The organism is Pedobacter sp. Leaf194, assembly GCF_001423945.1.
In the GTDB taxonomy this organism is placed as follows: Bacteria; Bacteroidota; Bacteroidia; order Sphingobacteriales; family Sphingobacteriaceae; genus Pedobacter.
In genome coordinates this window covers 115,342-129,783 of sequence record NZ_LMPU01000014.1, presented here as the reverse complement: position 1 = coordinate 129,783, position 14,442 = coordinate 115,342, and the positions used below count along the sequence as shown (strand labels likewise).

Annotated in this window: 12 protein-coding genes; 9 read left to right on the top strand and 3 right to left on the bottom strand. The window is 39.6% G+C overall.

Annotated elements, in window-relative coordinates:
- The first annotated feature begins 21 nt into the window (after nucleotides 1–21).
- The 3 genes from ASG14_RS19370 (at nucleotide 22) to ASG14_RS19360 (ending at nucleotide 2,142) form a co-directional block, all read left to right on the top strand.
- Nucleotides 22–579 carry a TlpA disulfide reductase family protein gene (locus ASG14_RS19370; protein WP_056872728.1) on the top strand — a complete coding sequence of 186 codons (558 nt, stop codon included), beginning with the start codon at nucleotides 22–24 and terminating at the stop codon, nucleotides 577–579.
- Between the two features lie 80 nt (nucleotides 580–659).
- Complete coding sequence (locus ASG14_RS19365; RefSeq protein ID WP_056872727.1) at nucleotides 660–1,436, top strand: TerC family protein; 777 nt, start codon at nucleotides 660–662, stop codon at nucleotides 1,434–1,436.
- A 58-nt stretch (nucleotides 1,437–1,494) separates the two neighbouring features.
- Complete coding sequence (locus tag ASG14_RS19360; RefSeq protein WP_056872726.1) at nucleotides 1,495–2,142, top strand: Pr6Pr family membrane protein; 648 nt, start codon at nucleotides 1,495–1,497, stop codon at nucleotides 2,140–2,142.
- On the opposite strand, the gene ASG14_RS19355 is transcribed toward ASG14_RS19360, so the two are convergent.
- Entirely contained in the window at nucleotides 2,120–3,010 is an 891-nt protein-coding gene (locus ASG14_RS19355; protein WP_056872725.1) for a bestrophin family protein, read from the bottom strand. The genes ASG14_RS19360 and ASG14_RS19355 overlap by 23 nt on opposite strands.
- Before the next feature lie 134 nt (nucleotides 3,011–3,144).
- Here ASG14_RS19355 and ASG14_RS19350 point away from each other — a divergent pair, with 134 nt between their 5' ends.
- Both ASG14_RS19350 and ASG14_RS19345 read left to right on the top strand, forming a co-directional pair.
- Nucleotides 3,145–4,668 (top strand): MFS transporter, encoded by a 1,524-nt coding sequence (locus ASG14_RS19350; RefSeq protein WP_056872752.1) that lies wholly within the window; start codon nucleotides 3,145–3,147, stop codon nucleotides 4,666–4,668.
- Between the two features lie 3 nt (nucleotides 4,669–4,671).
- Nucleotides 4,672–4,908, top strand: coding sequence for a DUF6814 family protein (locus ASG14_RS19345; protein WP_056872724.1), 237 nt, complete (start codon nucleotides 4,672–4,674; stop codon nucleotides 4,906–4,908).
- A 45-nt stretch (nucleotides 4,909–4,953) separates the two neighbouring features.
- Here ASG14_RS19345 and ASG14_RS19340 read toward each other — a convergent pair whose 3' ends face one another.
- Complete coding sequence (locus ASG14_RS19340; RefSeq protein ID WP_056872723.1) at nucleotides 4,954–6,138, bottom strand: class I SAM-dependent rRNA methyltransferase; 1,185 nt, start codon at nucleotides 6,136–6,138, stop codon at nucleotides 4,954–4,956.
- 75 nt (nucleotides 6,139–6,213) lie between these two features.
- A complete protein-coding gene (locus ASG14_RS19335; protein WP_056872722.1) occupies nucleotides 6,214–7,248 on the bottom strand; it encodes a LacI family DNA-binding transcriptional regulator in 1,035 nt (344 codons plus the stop codon).
- A gap of 251 nt (nucleotides 7,249–7,499) precedes the next feature.
- Between ASG14_RS19335 and ASG14_RS19330 the strand changes: the two genes are divergently transcribed.
- From ASG14_RS19330 to ASG14_RS19315, 4 genes are all read left to right on the top strand, one after another.
- A complete protein-coding gene (locus ASG14_RS19330) occupies nucleotides 7,500–10,706 on the top strand; it encodes a TonB-dependent receptor (protein WP_157275016.1) in 3,207 nt (1,068 codons plus the stop codon).
- A gap of 19 nt (nucleotides 10,707–10,725) precedes the next feature.
- Nucleotides 10,726–12,516 (top strand): RagB/SusD family nutrient uptake outer membrane protein, encoded by a 1,791-nt coding sequence (locus ASG14_RS19325; RefSeq protein WP_056872720.1) that lies wholly within the window; start codon nucleotides 10,726–10,728, stop codon nucleotides 12,514–12,516.
- Between the two features lie 93 nt (nucleotides 12,517–12,609).
- Nucleotides 12,610–13,647 (top strand): pectinesterase family protein, encoded by a 1,038-nt coding sequence (locus tag ASG14_RS19320; RefSeq protein ID WP_056872719.1) that lies wholly within the window; start codon nucleotides 12,610–12,612, stop codon nucleotides 13,645–13,647.
- A complete protein-coding gene (locus ASG14_RS19315) occupies nucleotides 13,644–14,384 on the top strand; it encodes a rhamnogalacturonan acetylesterase (protein ID WP_056872751.1) in 741 nt (246 codons plus the stop codon). Before ASG14_RS19320 ends, ASG14_RS19315 begins: the two co-directional genes overlap by 4 nt.
- Nucleotides 14,385–14,442: the final 58 nt, after the last annotated feature.

The window sequence follows — 14,442 nt, the reverse complement described above, 5'->3', positions numbered from 1 at the left end:
ACTTTTTTTATATTTAACTTAATGAAGCATTGCCTGTACATCACTTTTATTTTTCTTGCTTTTTACGCGAGGGCGCAAAATGCCCCCGTTAAGTGGGCCACCCAGGAGACTTTTTTTGAAGAATTGACTGGAAAAGTTTTGCCTGATTTTTCGGGCGAAACACTAAACGGAAAATTTTTTTCTAAAAAGAACTTACAAAATCAAATTGTTGTAATCAATTTCTGGTTTGAGGAATGTCCGCCTTGTGTTAAAGAAATGCCAACGCTAAATAAGTTCGTTGAGGAGTATAAAAAAGACAGTGTGAGGTTCATCGCCATTACTTATGACGAGCGCAAGAAAGCCAGAAAATTTCAAAGAAAAACGGGTTTTAAATATGAAATAGTTTGCTTAACAAAAGACGAAATTCGAAAGTTTAATATTAACCATGGTTACCCTTCAAATATTCTTGTTGGCCGCAACGGTAAAATAATTAAGGCAATAAGTGCAATTTCCTTTACGGATGAGGTAGAGAAAATCAAAGCGCAAACTGTGGATTTTGATTCAAAGCTTAAGAATGAAATTATAAATTCAGGGAAGTAGAAACAATCAGGCATTTTTCTATGTTGGTTAATTTGGATAAGGTTTTTTTATATCTTCGCCTATCAGACTTATAATTTTTTATGGATTTTTTAGCAACACCGGAAGCCTGGATTTCTTTACTAACCCTAACTGTTTTAGAAATTGTTCTGGGTATTGATAACATTGTTTTTATATCCATACTTTCAGGAAAACTGCCGACTCATCAGCAAAAAAAAGGCAGGCAGTTGGGGCTGGGCCTTGCTATGATTACCCGTGTTTTATTGTTGCTATCGTTAACCTGGATAATGACACTAACCACACCTTTGTTTAACATCGGCAGTTGGGTTGGGGTTACCAACGGCGAATGGTTTGAGAAACTTGCAATTTCTGGCCGCGATTTAATTCTAATCGTTGGTGGATTATTCCTTATTTATAAAAGTACACACGAAATCCATAACAAACTGGAGGGTGAAGAAGATGTAGAAGGTGGCGGTAAAGCACATTCTTTTTGGGCAACTATTGTTCAAATTTTACTGCTCGATATCGTCTTTTCTCTAGATTCTGTAATTACCGCAGTTGGCATGGCTGACCATATCGAAATCATGATTGCTGCGGTTATTATTGCGGTTATCATTATGATGTTTTCGGCCGGGGCAATAAGTGATTTTGTTAACAACCATCCTACGGTTAAAATGCTGGCGCTGTCGTTTTTATTGTTGATAGGCGTTTCACTTCTTGCTGAAGGATTAGACCAGCACATTCCGAAGGGATACGTTTATTTTGCAATGGCATTTTCGGTTTTAGTAGAAATGCTGAATTTGAAAATGAAGAAGAACAGTAAAAAACCAGTAAAACTTAGAAGTTCCCCTAAGGAATAGGTTTTAGCATTGCATAATTGGAAGCCTTATTGCAGGCAATCGTTACCTAACTTAATTTATGGCTGATATTTCCGCTAAAAAGGCATTTACTATTTTCTCAGCGCTAATTGTCTGGCTCGCTTTGCTAATCCAGTTTAAGGTTAGTTTAAAGTTAGCCAATGGCGATTACGTTGCGACAATTAAGCTGCTGCTCTCGTTTTTCACGATTTTAACAAACCTTTTGGTAGCAATTTGCTTTACAGTTGTATCGTTTTTGCCTAAGCGAAGGATTGGGATTTTTTTCTCAAAAACATCAACCACCACAGCGCTTACGGTATACATTCTGGTTGTTGCCATAATTTACAATCTGTTGTTGCGGGGTCTTTTGTCGCCGGTTGGCTGGGCCCGTGTATCTGATGAACTATTGCACGTTGTTTCGCCACTTATTTTTCTCGTGTTCTGGGTTTTCTTTGTCGAGAAATCTGGCTTAAGATATAGCTCTGCTATCAGATGGCTTATTTATCCAATGCTTTATATATTCTTCATCCTGATAAGAGGATATTATGTCCATAATTATCCTTATCCCTTTATTGATGTGGTAACCCTGGGCTATACCAAGGCGCTCATTAATGCTTCGATGATTGTAATTTTCTTTTGGCTGCTGTCTCTACTGCTGATTTTTATCGGCAAAAAATTTCCCGGCGCTAAAGAACGTACTCTTCGTTAATTGGCTTTACCGGTTCAGGGATATCCTGTTCTTCGAGCATTTGCAACAAATTAATTTCGATAGTTCTGGTAATTTGATTTAAAGGCACACCAGCAGAATTGTTTTCGAAGGGATTTACCAAACTCATTCCGTTTATTTGGGTTGATACGAAGACAAAGCCAATTAACCAGCCTAAAAATATGGACGAAATACCTGCAGACTGGCTGATAACCAAAGTAAACGTTACCACAAATAACCAGATAAAAACTTTTGTTAAATAGCTGTATGTTGTTGGGAAAATTGTGTTTTTAATGCGCTCACTCATCCCCATCGAATCAGAAAAGCGGGTTAACATCTCATTAATTTCCATAAAGCGAAAACCATCAATTGCGCCGAGTTTTGAAAGTATTTGTAAATCTCGGGATTGTATGTTTAAAAGTGCGTTATGCGCATTCGTGTGCTTTGCAATTTCTTTTAAATCTTCTTCCGTTAAATATTTGGTGTGAATTTCATCTACCGCTCCGCGAAGGCTGGCTTTTAAAGCATAGAGAAAACCGATGTGTCGGCAAACCATCCGTTTAACGATAACATCTTCTCCATCCACATAATTAATTAAGGCCCTGGTATAAGATCTGGAATCGTTAACCAAAGCGCCCCATATTTTTCTAGCCTCCCACCACCGGTCATATGCCTGGTTATTATTAAAACCGATAAAAAATGCTATCGCAGTTCCTAAAACGGTTGGTATAATGGTTGGTATTTCAAAATGATGGGCAATTAAATAAGCCCTGACGAAGTAAGCTGCAGAGCAGGAAGCAATCATAATTAAATCGACCTTCCATGTGTTTCTTAATATTCTTGTTAATCTAATATTCTGTATTAAAAGCATAAGTTTGGTTTTCCGTATGAAAATACAAAACTACAGCAGAAATGTTTTATTTGTAACATTTTAAATCGTTCGGTTTGCCTCTGATTAATTTTGGCCGAAATGTTTATCTTAGAAAACCAAATATTCCCACTTACATGAGCGAAACACTGCCGAAAAATAATATTTTCAAAGTTATAGGTGCATCATCTTTAGGAACTTTGATAGAATGGTACGATTTTTACATTTTCGGCAGTTTAGCAGTAATAATCGGGCATCAGTTATTTCCTGAAGATGCCGGAGCCTCAGCGCTGATAAATACGCTTGCTATTTTCGCTGCAGGTTTTATTGTTAGGCCATTCGGAGCACTTGTTTTCGGGCGGCTTGGCGATTTAATTGGCCGGAAATATACCTTTCTGCTCACTCTGGTATTAATGGGTGGCTCAACTTTTCTTATCGGCCTTATCCCATCATATAAAACCATTGGTTACGCGGCGCCTATTCTCGTTCTTATTTTAAGGCTTGTGCAAGGTTTGGCACTTGGAGGCGAATATGGTGGCGCAGCAACGTACGTAGCAGAGCATGCACCAAAGAACAGGCGGGGTTTTTTTACCAGCTGGATTCAAACTACGGCAACGCTCGGTTTATTCCTCTCTCTTGGCATAATCGTTATTACCAAGAATATTTTGGGCGCCGAAAATTTTGCTGATTGGGGCTGGCGGGTGCCATTCTTGCTGTCGATTGTGTTGGTTGGCGTTTCGATTTATATACGCATGAAAATGCATGAATCTCCTATGTTTTCCAAGTTAAAGTCGGAGGGGAAGGTTTCCAAGAATCCATTGAAAGAGAGTTTTAATAATAAGGCTAACTTTAAAATGGTTTTGCTTGCTCTTTTTGGCGCTACAATGGGGCAGGGCGTTATCTGGTACACCGGCCAGTTTTATGCACAATCGTTTTTGGAGAACACATGCAAGCTCGAGTTTAACGATTCGAGGTATATTCTACTTTGGGGAATAGCTTTTGCCGCACCTTTTTTTGTGGTTTTTGGCGCCTGGAGTGATAAAGTTGGGCGGAAATGGATTATGCTAATCGGAATGCTTTTAGGCATAATCTTTTACAGGCCAATTTACAAAACCTTTCTAAGCGATACCAGTGAAGAAAACTTTGCTAAAAATGAACTGGTTTCAAAGATTCAAGGTTCGCCGGTATTTGTTGCCGTGCCAAACTCTAACGATACCCTAAGAACTGTAGAAACCAAGTTTTCTTTTAAAGATGGCTCTGGTTATTCGAAGGTGATAACGGATACTGTTTCGCTTTCGAAAGTTTTTCAGCGAGGAACCGAAGTAGTTAAAAATAAGATTTTACCAGAACCAATTTTCTGGAAGTTTGTTGGACTGGTATTCTTTCAGATCTTATTGGTCACTATGGTTTACGGGCCAATTGCTGCATTTTTGGTCGAACTTTTTCCAACAAAAATCCGCTACACCTCAATGTCCTTACCCTATCATATTGGCAACGGTGTATTTGGAGGTCTGGTTCCGTTTATTGCTACACTTATTGCAAGCTTTGAAGGTTCTACGCCACTTTCAGGCCTTTGGTATCCAATTGGCATTGCAGCATTAAGTCTTGTAATCGGAACCATTTATTTATCGAACAAAAGAGACGAAAAGCTAAACGATTAAATTATGAACACGATAAAAAGATTTTTGGGTTTATGCTGGATTGCTTTAGGGCCAATTGCAATGACTTTCTTAATTATTCAGGCGATAAACAAAGTTGGTTTGACGCATACAGAAATCGAGCGGACAAACGCCATTCTACAATGGAGCATCATCATTTTCATATTTTTCCCAATATGCTTAGGTTTAATGATTTTCGGTTATTATGCTTTTAAAGGCGAGTACGAAAAACTTGAAAGTTAGCTTTTAAAGGGCTGAAAACAAACCCTGCGAAACAGTTCGACGATTTTACAAAACCCGTAGTAACAAACCTTTTAAATATTCTCCTTCAGAGAAGGAAATGCGAACAGGGTGATCCTCAGGTTGGCAAAATTGTTTTATAATCTGAACTTCTTTTCCGGCATCGAGTGCAGCCCAGGCAATAATTTGCTTAAAAGTTTCGATATCAACCGCACCGGAACAAGAAAATGTAGCCAGCAAGCCGCCCGGTTTTAGCAGTAACATGCCGAGTCTGTTCAAATCTTTGTATGCCCTGGCAGCTCTATCTAATGCCGAACGGGACGGTGCGTATTTTGGTGGATCTAAAACAATAACATCAAATAATTCTCCCGAATCCTTAAAAGCACGGAGTTGTTTATTAACGTCAGATTGTATGGTAGTTACTTTTGCTGCCTCAAATTTATTCAGATCAATATTTTGTTTCAGCGTATCAATAGCCAAAGCAGAACTGTCTACACTGGTAACGGCTTCAGCACCATTTGCCAAACTATTTAAGCTGAAACCTCCACTATAACTGAAACAATCTAAAACCTTTTTGCCTTTTGTGTAGCTTGCTAAAATTTTCCGGTTATCACGCTGATCGCAATAAAAACCAGATTTTTGGCCTTCGGCGATATTGATGTTGTAAACAATTCCATTCTCTTTTACTTCCAGGAATTCTGGTGGATTTTCACCCCACAAAAGTCCGTTTTCAATTGGTAAACCTTCATGCCCGCGAGCGGTTGCATCACTTTTATCAAAAATTCCTTTTGGATTAAGCTCGCTTCTAAGAACTTCAACAATGTCGGTTTTTACCTTTTCAATACCCGAACTTAGAATTTGCAGGGATAAAAAATCAGCATACTTATCTACAATTAAGCCAGGTAAAAAATCAGCTTCGGAGAAAACCAGGCGGCAGGTATTTGTTTCTTCTGTCAATATAAATTTCCGCGAAGCGATGGCTTGTTTTAAACGATTTTGATACCAGCTCCTGTCTATAACCTGCTTTTCATCCCATTCCAGCAGACGCACGGCTACGCGTGAATTGCTGTTAAAGTAGCCGTAACCTAAAAATTCATTATCGAAGGCGAATACCTTCACAACATCACCATCTTCGGGTTTTCCTTTAACTTTCTCTAAAGCACCAGAAAATACCCACGGATGCCTTTGTATTGCTGCTTTTTCTTTGCCCTTTTTTAAGATGATATCTACCATTGTGCAAAGGTAATAATTACTTTTCAGTGTGTAAGTAAGCCAGCCGTCCTACTAAAGGTAAGTTTGACGGGAAATTTAAAGAAATCGGTTGCCCAGGTTTTTTTGCATCCTAACCAGTTCTGTGTCTAAAATTTTGGTTTCAAACTCCGTAACCGGTCGTTTGGCTTCAATCATGGAAATTAATAGTTCTGTAGCAACCTGGCCAATTTCGAAAGCGGGTTGTTTAACCGTAGTTAACGAAGGACTAAATAATTCTACCAGATTTGAATTTGTAAAACCTGCAATGGCAATTTTATGAGCAACCTCCGGATTCGTTTTCTTCAGGGCCATAATGCAGCCGGTCGTTAACCTATCGCTCGAAATGAAAATCCCATCGGGTTTAAGCGGTAGAAGTTGCTTAACAGCATGTTCCAGTTCTGCGCTGTGCATACCCCCATGCTGACAAAATTTAACAAGTTCCTCATTAAATTCGATATGATATTTGGCCAAAGCGGCTTTGTAACCTTCCAGCCGTTCTTTAGTGTTTGATAAAGTTTCAGAATTGGTGAGGTGTGCAATCGTCCTTTTTCCTGAGAGAATAAGATGTTCAGTTGCATCGAATGAGCCTTTGAAATTATTGGCGATAACTTTATGTGTTTCGAAATTATCAGGCACTCTGTCGAAAAATACAATCGGTAAGCCTTTTGCGTACAAATCTCTAAGGTAATCAATGTCCTGCGTTTCTGATGAAAGGGCAATCAATAAACCATCAATTGAGCGGGAGGCAAGGTGCTCAACGTTCAGTTTTTCCTGTTCATGGGATTCGTGGCTTTGCGAAATAATTACGTGATAATCGTTGGCGTAAGCAATTGATTCGATACCGTTAATAACCTGAGAAAAGAAATTGTTGGCTATTTCACTTACGATAATTCCTATCGAATAACTGCGGCGCTCCTTCAAACTGCGGGCAATCGGGTTTGCACGGTAATTTACCTTTTCTGCATAGGCTAAAACGATCTTTTTTGTTTCATCACTGATTTCGTAACGGTCTCTTAAAGCCCTGGAAACCGTAGATGTAGAAAGTCCGAGGGCTTTAGCAATGTCTTTTATGGTCGATGTTTCAAATCTCATTTTACGAACTTGCCCACAATTTACAAAAAATATATCTACAAGGCCGCCCAATGGCTATTTTTAATAAACGTCTGAAGTACGTTTTTGGGAACGATTGCACAGTTTTTTAACTAAAATGACCGTCAAGACATTTTTAGTTTGTAAAATTGTTACACTATAAAACCAAATATTAACGATGAATATTCTCTTTAACTAAGAATAATATTCTACATGCGAGCGATTGCATGAATCAAATCAAATTCAGATATGTTATGAGCAGAATTCTACTTTTACTCACTCTTTTTACTTTTTATTTCGGCCTGGCCGGGGCGCAGACCAGGCAGGTTTCTGGAACAGTTTCAGAGAAAGGCGGCGAAACCATACCAGGTGTTAGCGTTTTAATTAAAGGAACTAAAACGGGTACCCAAACAGACGATAATGGAAGGTTTTCAATAACGGTTTCACCGGGCGCTGTTTTGGTGTTTAATTATGTTGGTTACACGTCTAAAGAGCTAGCAGTTGGAAGCCAAACAAGCTTAAAGGTGCTTTTAGAATCGAATTCTACTGATTTGGAAGAAGTTGTTGCCATTGGATACGCAACGGTAAACCGTAGAGATTTAACCGGGTCGGTATCTTCGGTGGGCGCTAAGCAATTGAAAGATATACCGAACAACTCTCTGGCAGAAGCAATTTCCGGACGATTGGCTGGTGTTCAAATTACCGTTTCTGAAGGTACACCAAATGCCACTGCGCAAATTAGAGTACGGGGTGGCGGTTCGATTACACAAGATAACACGCCTTTATATGTTGTTGATGGTGTGCAGGTAGAAAACGCACTCTCGGTTTTATCTCCGCAGGATATCGAAAGTATCGACGTTTTAAAAGACGCATCGGCAACAGCCATTTACGGTTCGCGTGGCGCTAATGGTGTGGTGCTTATCACCACAAAAGGCGGTCGGGAAATGAAAACAACCATCAACTATAATGGCTTGGTTGGTTTTAGGCAGTTAGCCAATAAACTTGAGGTATTGAACCCTTACGATTTTGTGAAATATCAGTACGAGGCAAGTCGTGGTAATGCAACAAGCGAAAGTTTGTATGCTGGTTATTATGGCACTTTCAACGATTTGGAAAGCTATAAAAGTACCCCTTTTGTAGATTGGCAGGAAGAATTATTTGGCAGAAATGCTTTAATGCAAACCCACAATGTTAGCGTTACCGGTGGAGATGCAAAATCTACCTTCAATTTAAGCGTAACTTCAAATACTGAAGATGGTGTAATGCTTGCTTCTGATTTCGACAGAAAGCTAATAAACTTCAAATTCGACCATAAATTTAATGATAAACTAAAAGTTGGTTTTAATGTACGCTATAACAACACCGTTGTAAACGGCGCAGGAACGAGTAGCGAAGGTTCATCATCTTTAAACAGATTACGCCAGGCCGTAAAATATCGTCCGTTACTGGTTAAAGGCCAGGATATTTACGCTTACGATCCGGATTATGCCAGTGAAACAAACGGGAATAGTTTATCACTTGTGAATCCATTATTATTAAATGAGGCAGAGTATAAAAAGGCATTTACAAATGTTACCAACTTTAACGGGTATTTTAACTATAGCATCTACAAAGGCATCTCTTTTAAAAGTACATTAGGTGTAGATTTTAATAATAACAGAACGAATGTATTTAATGATATCATCACAAACGAATCAAGATTAGTTGGCTCTTCACAGCCAATTGCATCAATTGCAACATCCAACCGCCAAATCATTAACAATTCAAATGTGCTTTCGTACACAAACTCGGGCTCAAAAACTGAGTTTAGTAAACACCACAGCATTGATGCCTTAATCGGTCAGGAACTTTATCAGGATAAAATTCAGGCGTACTATACCGAAAACAGGTTATTCCCTATTGGGATAACTGCTGAACGGGCTTTGGCAAACATGTCTTTGGGTACAACTCCTGCCGGAGCAGCAACATCAAGCGATTTAACAGCAAGATTATTCTCGGTGTTTAGCAGATTTAATTATTCATTCGATAAAAAATACCTGCTAACCTTAACCATGCGTGCCGATGGGTCTTCAAAATTTGCTGAAGGAAACAAATGGGGTTACTTCCCTTCAGGTTCAGTGGCGTGGAGAATTTCGGATGAAAAGTTCATGGAAAAGTTTAAGAATTCAATCAGCCTGAATGATTTAAAGTTAAGGGTAAGTTATGGCGAAGCCGGAAACAACCGTATCTCTGATTTTTTATACACAACGCAGTTTAAGCCAAATGCTTTTTACGATATAAATAACACTTTGGTAACGGCGTTGGTTGCAACGGAACTGGCTAACCCGAACCTGAAATGGGAAACTACAATATCGAGAAACATTGGCTTGGATGCGGGTTTCTTAAACAACAGACTCCAATTCTCACTTGATTTGTATAGTAATAAAACTAATGGCCTGCTTGTAAATAATCCGTTTCCATCAACCAGCGGATATGCCTTCCAATTGCAGAATATTGGTTCTACAAGCAATAAAGGGATAGAATTTCAAATTAACGGAACGCCGGTGCAGACTAAAAACTTCTCGTGGTCTACTAATTTCAACATTTCATTTAATAAAAACCGGGTCGAAAGCCTTGGCGATTACCAAAAGTCTTTCTTGATTAATTCTGGTTGGGCGGGAACAAACGTACCAGCCGATTATCAGGTGGCAGTTGGGCAGGCCGTTGGTAAAATGTATGGATTGGTTACCGATGGTTTTTACAAAATAGAAGATTTTAACTACGCTAATGGCGCTTATACTTTAAAACCGGGTGTTCCGAATAACTCCAGTGTTACTTCCTTGGTACCAAAACCTGGTGTAATTAAATTTAAAGATCTAAATGGGGATGGCATTGTTGATATAACTAATGACCGGACAATTATTGGAGATGCGAATCCTAAATTTACCGGTGGTTTTAATCAGTCATTTACCTACAAAAGCTTCGACTTAAATGTGTTTGTTAACTTCCAGGTTGGCAACGATATTTTAAATGCCAATAAACTGGAGTTTACAAGCGGCTATACAGCGAACGGAAATTTACTGGCAACTATGAACGGCAGATGGCGAAACGTAAATGATCAGGGCGTTGTAGTTACAGACCCGGGAGAATTAGCGGCTTTGAATGCAAACGCTACCTTATGGAGCCCGTTAACAAGCAACAGTTCTTTCTTCGTTAATTCTTACGCTGTAGAAGATGGCTCGTTTCTGAGAATAAATAACATTACCCTGGGATATACTTTGCCAGCTGATTTACTAAAAAGATTTAAGATCAACAGAATGCGCTTGTACGCTACAGTTAACAATCTTGCAGTTATAACAAACTACTCCGGCTACGACCCAGAAGTGAACACCCGCCGTGCTACCGGTACAACTCCAGGTGTAGATTACTCGGCTTACCCAAGAAGCAGGGCATTTATTTTCGGCTTAAACTTTACGCTATAACATTCTAATTAGAGCAACAATGAAAACTAATTTAAAACTTATTATAAGCGGACTTTTTATCACCGCAACCATCTTCACGATATCTTCCTGCAAGAAATTTTTAGAAGTAGAACCTATTTCATCATTCGGTAACGACTATGTTTTTAGCAACGTTACCAATGCACAAAAAGCACTTTTAGGTGTTTACTCATCACTTGGTGGCGACCAGGGCTACGGAATTCGTTTAAGTATGTATTACCCTTACGATAGTGATGAAATGATGGGGCAAGGCGGAACGCCGTATCCTGATAATGAAAGAAGGGACATTGCGCACTATAACGTGCAACCTGCAAATACTCAACTTGCCGGGCCATTTAATCAGCTGTACGTAGGCATCGAAAGGGCTAATATCTGCATTGATAACATTCCGAAAATGGATGCATATACTAACGGTAGCGCATCAGATCAGAAAGAATTAAAGAGATTATATGGCGAAGCGTTAGCATTAAGGGCACAATTTTATTTCGAAGTGGTAAGAAACTGGGGCGATGTTCCTGCTCAGTTTACTTCATCAATTAATGTTTCAGACCCTTACAACGCAAGAACAGACAGAGATACAATTTACAACCGAATTATTAGAGATTTAGCAATCGCGGCGCCTCTGGTGCCTTGGCGCACAGAATCTTCGGTTACAAGCGACAGGATGAGCCAGGGCGCCATCAGAGCTTTGCGTGCCAGATATGCGCTTTTCCGTGGAGGCTATTCTTTAAGACAGGATAAGACCATGAAACGTAATGCCGATTACAAAACATTCTATCAAATCGCGAGAGATGAATGTGCAATTATTATGGCAAGACCTGATCATAAACTTAACCCAAGTTTTCAATCGGTTTTTAAAGATGGTGTTAATGCACATAAATTTGAAGCTAACGGGGAAGTTTTATGGGAAGTGGGTATGACAGGCGGAAGCTCTGGTGTTGGAGATAGTAAATTAGGCTATTATAACGGACCACGACAATTCACCGTGCCAACGCCAGGTACCACTGCCGTAGGTAATGCTGCGCTAACAATCCTGCCAACATATTTTTACGCTTTTGATGCAAACGACAGAAGACGCGACGTAACTTGTGCACCTTACGATATCAACCTGGATATGACTTTACGTCCGCGTAGTTTAGTAACCATGCTCGATGGTAAATTTAGAAGAGACTGGCAAGTGCCATCGGTTACAACCAGCGCATCACAGTATTTCGGTGTTAACTGGCCGGTTATCCGCTACGCTGATGTGTTACTGATGTTTGCTGAAGCAGATAATGAATTGAATTCGGGGCCGTCTGCAGTGGCTAAATCTGCATTTGAACAGGTAAGAACACGCGGGTTTGGTGGCAACGCTGCTTTAATAGGTACAACACCTTCCGATTACCTGGGTTTCTTTAACGCAATTGTTAAAGAACGTCAATTCGAATTCGGCGGCGAAGGAATTAGAAAATACGACTTGATTAGATGGAATTTACTTTCGACTAAAATTGCAGAAACCAAGGCGAATTTGGCTTTAATGGTTGCCAAAGCTGCACCTTACAACAATTTGCCAGCAACCATGTATTACACCCCAAATCAACCTACTGTTGTTTGGTTAAATTCATTTTATGCACCCTCGCCTGCAGCGCCGGCTGGCTCGGCAAGCGTGGCCTGGAACGCAACCACAATTAATACAACATTACTGGCCTACTATGCAGTTGCCTTTACTCCGAATAAAAGCGAATTGCTTCCTTTACCTCAGTCGGTTATTGATGCAAACCCTAAATTAGGCGGACAATTGTACGGTTATTAGTCGGTAAGTTAACAGAACAAAAAATTAGAGGGCGATGTAATTATCGCCCTTTTGCATTTAATAATTTAATAAATTGCTTCACAAATCTCCGCTATGCCCATTATCAACAAACGATTATTTATCTGGAACCTAAGTTTCATCTTGATCTTTATCAGCGGTTTAAGCATTCGCTCCAACGCTCAAAACCGGCTGTATCCGGCTGAGATTACCGTAGATAAAAATGGTAATGGCGATTATAAAACCATACAGGAAGCAATAAACTCGATTCGTGATTTGGGAGAGAAAGAGATCAAGATTTTTGTAAAAAAAGGCACCTATAAAGAGAAGGTAATCATCCCTTCATGGAAAACAAAAATCCATTTAATCGGCGAAAGCAAAGAAAGTACCATTATCACCTTTGATGATTATTCAGGTAAATTGATTTCTTCAGGTAAGGATGCTTTCGGATTGGACAAGTTTTCAACCTATACCTCTTACACATTTTTGGTGCAGGCAAACGATATTTTTTTAGAAAATTTGACCATTGCAAATGTTTCCGGACGGGTTGGCCAGGCCGTTGCACTCCATATTGAGGGTGATAGATTTGTGGCTAATAACTGCAACTTTTTAGGTAATCAGGACACGTTATTTGCGGCTGGCGAGAACAGTCGCCAGTTTTATGCCAACTGTTTTATCGAAGGTACTACCGACTTTATCTTTGGTAAGGCAACGGCGCTTTTTGAAAATTGTACCATTAAGAGCTTAGCTAATTCTTACATCACGGCTGCGGCTACTTCGTCAAATCAAAAGTTTGGACTAGTTTTTATTAGTTGTAGGCTTATTGCTGCCGAAGGGATTGATAAGGTTTTTTTAGGTAGACCGTGGAGACCTTTTGCAAAAACTGTTTTCATTGCTTCAAATTTGGGCAACCACATTGTTGCTGAAGGCTGGAATCCATGGAAAGGTGATGCGATGTTTCCTGATAAAGAAAAAACTGCTTTCTACGCAGAATATAAAAATACCGGCCTAGGTGCTGATGCTAAAAATCGGGTTGTTTGGGCTAAACGGCTAACCGGCAAAGAAGCGAAACTTTACACAATTCAAAATATTTTAGGAGGAACTGATAATTGGAACCCAAAAAAATTAAAATGAAAAAAGTGATATTCAATATTGCTGCTGTGGCGGTAATGGTCGTTTTGGGCGCATTCAGTCTCATCCAGCGAAAAACTACCCTGTTCATCATTGGCGATTCTACTGCAGCAAATAAACAACCCAAAGCCTACCCGGAAACAGGTTGGGGTATGGAATTACAATCGTTTTTTAAAGCTGATGTTGTAGTTGATAATAGGGCATTGAACGGAAGGAGCACGAAATCGTTCAAAGCTGAAAAACAATGGGAGGCGGTTTTGGAAAAGCTCGTTCCCGGCGACTATGTCTTGATAGAATTCGGGCATAACGATGAAAAGATTGATAAACCTGGAACTGGCACATCCCTACAAGAATTTAAGGCCAACCTTGTCAACTATGTTCAGGAAGCAAGGAGCAAAAAGGCAATCCCGGTACTGCTTACGCCAATTGCGAGGAGAAGTTTTAAACAGGGAGTTTTAGCAGATACTCACGGCGGTTATCCTGGTGTTACCCGGAAACTTGCCGATTCTTTAAAGGTTCCTTTAATTGATATGCTGATTAAAACGGAGCGATTACTGACTAATCTCGGTGATTTGGGTTCAATAAAACTATTCAACTATGTTGATTCTGGTCATGTAAATTATCCTGCCGGGAAAAAAGATGATACACATTTGAGTCCGTATGGCGCAAAACAAATTGCCGCTTTGGTGGTGCAAGGAATTAAAGAACAACATTTGAATTTGGCAAAAAAGCTCAAATAAATTTCCCGTTACATCATTTCGACCTTTTGGAGAAACCTCTGAATTTGATTTAACAATT

Bases quoted from the DNA above. Each gene is read 5' to 3' on its own strand.
- ASG14_RS19370 (WP_056872728.1), top strand. From the start codon at position 22: ATGAAGCATTGCCTGTACATCACTTTTATTTTTCTTGCTTTTTACGCG.
- ASG14_RS19365 (WP_056872727.1), top strand. From the start codon at position 660: ATGGATTTTTTAGCAACACCGGAAGCCTGGATTTCTTTACTAACCCTA.
- ASG14_RS19360 (WP_056872726.1), top strand. From the start codon at position 1,495: ATGGCTGATATTTCCGCTAAAAAGGCATTTACTATTTTCTCAGCGCTA.
- ASG14_RS19355 (WP_056872725.1), bottom strand. From the start codon at position 3,010: ATGCTTTTAATACAGAATATTAGATTAACAAGAATATTAAGAAACACA.
- ASG14_RS19350 (WP_056872752.1), top strand. From the start codon at position 3,145: ATGAGCGAAACACTGCCGAAAAATAATATTTTCAAAGTTATAGGTGCA.
- ASG14_RS19345 (WP_056872724.1), top strand. From the start codon at position 4,672: ATGAACACGATAAAAAGATTTTTGGGTTTATGCTGGATTGCTTTAGGG.
- ASG14_RS19340 (WP_056872723.1), bottom strand. From the start codon at position 6,138: ATGGTAGATATCATCTTAAAAAAGGGCAAAGAAAAAGCAGCAATACAA.
- ASG14_RS19335 (WP_056872722.1), bottom strand. From the start codon at position 7,248: ATGAGATTTGAAACATCGACCATAAAAGACATTGCTAAAGCCCTCGGA.
- ASG14_RS19330 (WP_157275016.1), top strand. From the start codon at position 7,500: ATGAGCAGAATTCTACTTTTACTCACTCTTTTTACTTTTTATTTCGGC.
- ASG14_RS19325 (WP_056872720.1), top strand. From the start codon at position 10,726: ATGAAAACTAATTTAAAACTTATTATAAGCGGACTTTTTATCACCGCA.
- ASG14_RS19320 (WP_056872719.1), top strand. From the start codon at position 12,610: ATGCCCATTATCAACAAACGATTATTTATCTGGAACCTAAGTTTCATC.
- ASG14_RS19315 (WP_056872751.1), top strand. From the start codon at position 13,644: ATGAAAAAAGTGATATTCAATATTGCTGCTGTGGCGGTAATGGTCGTT.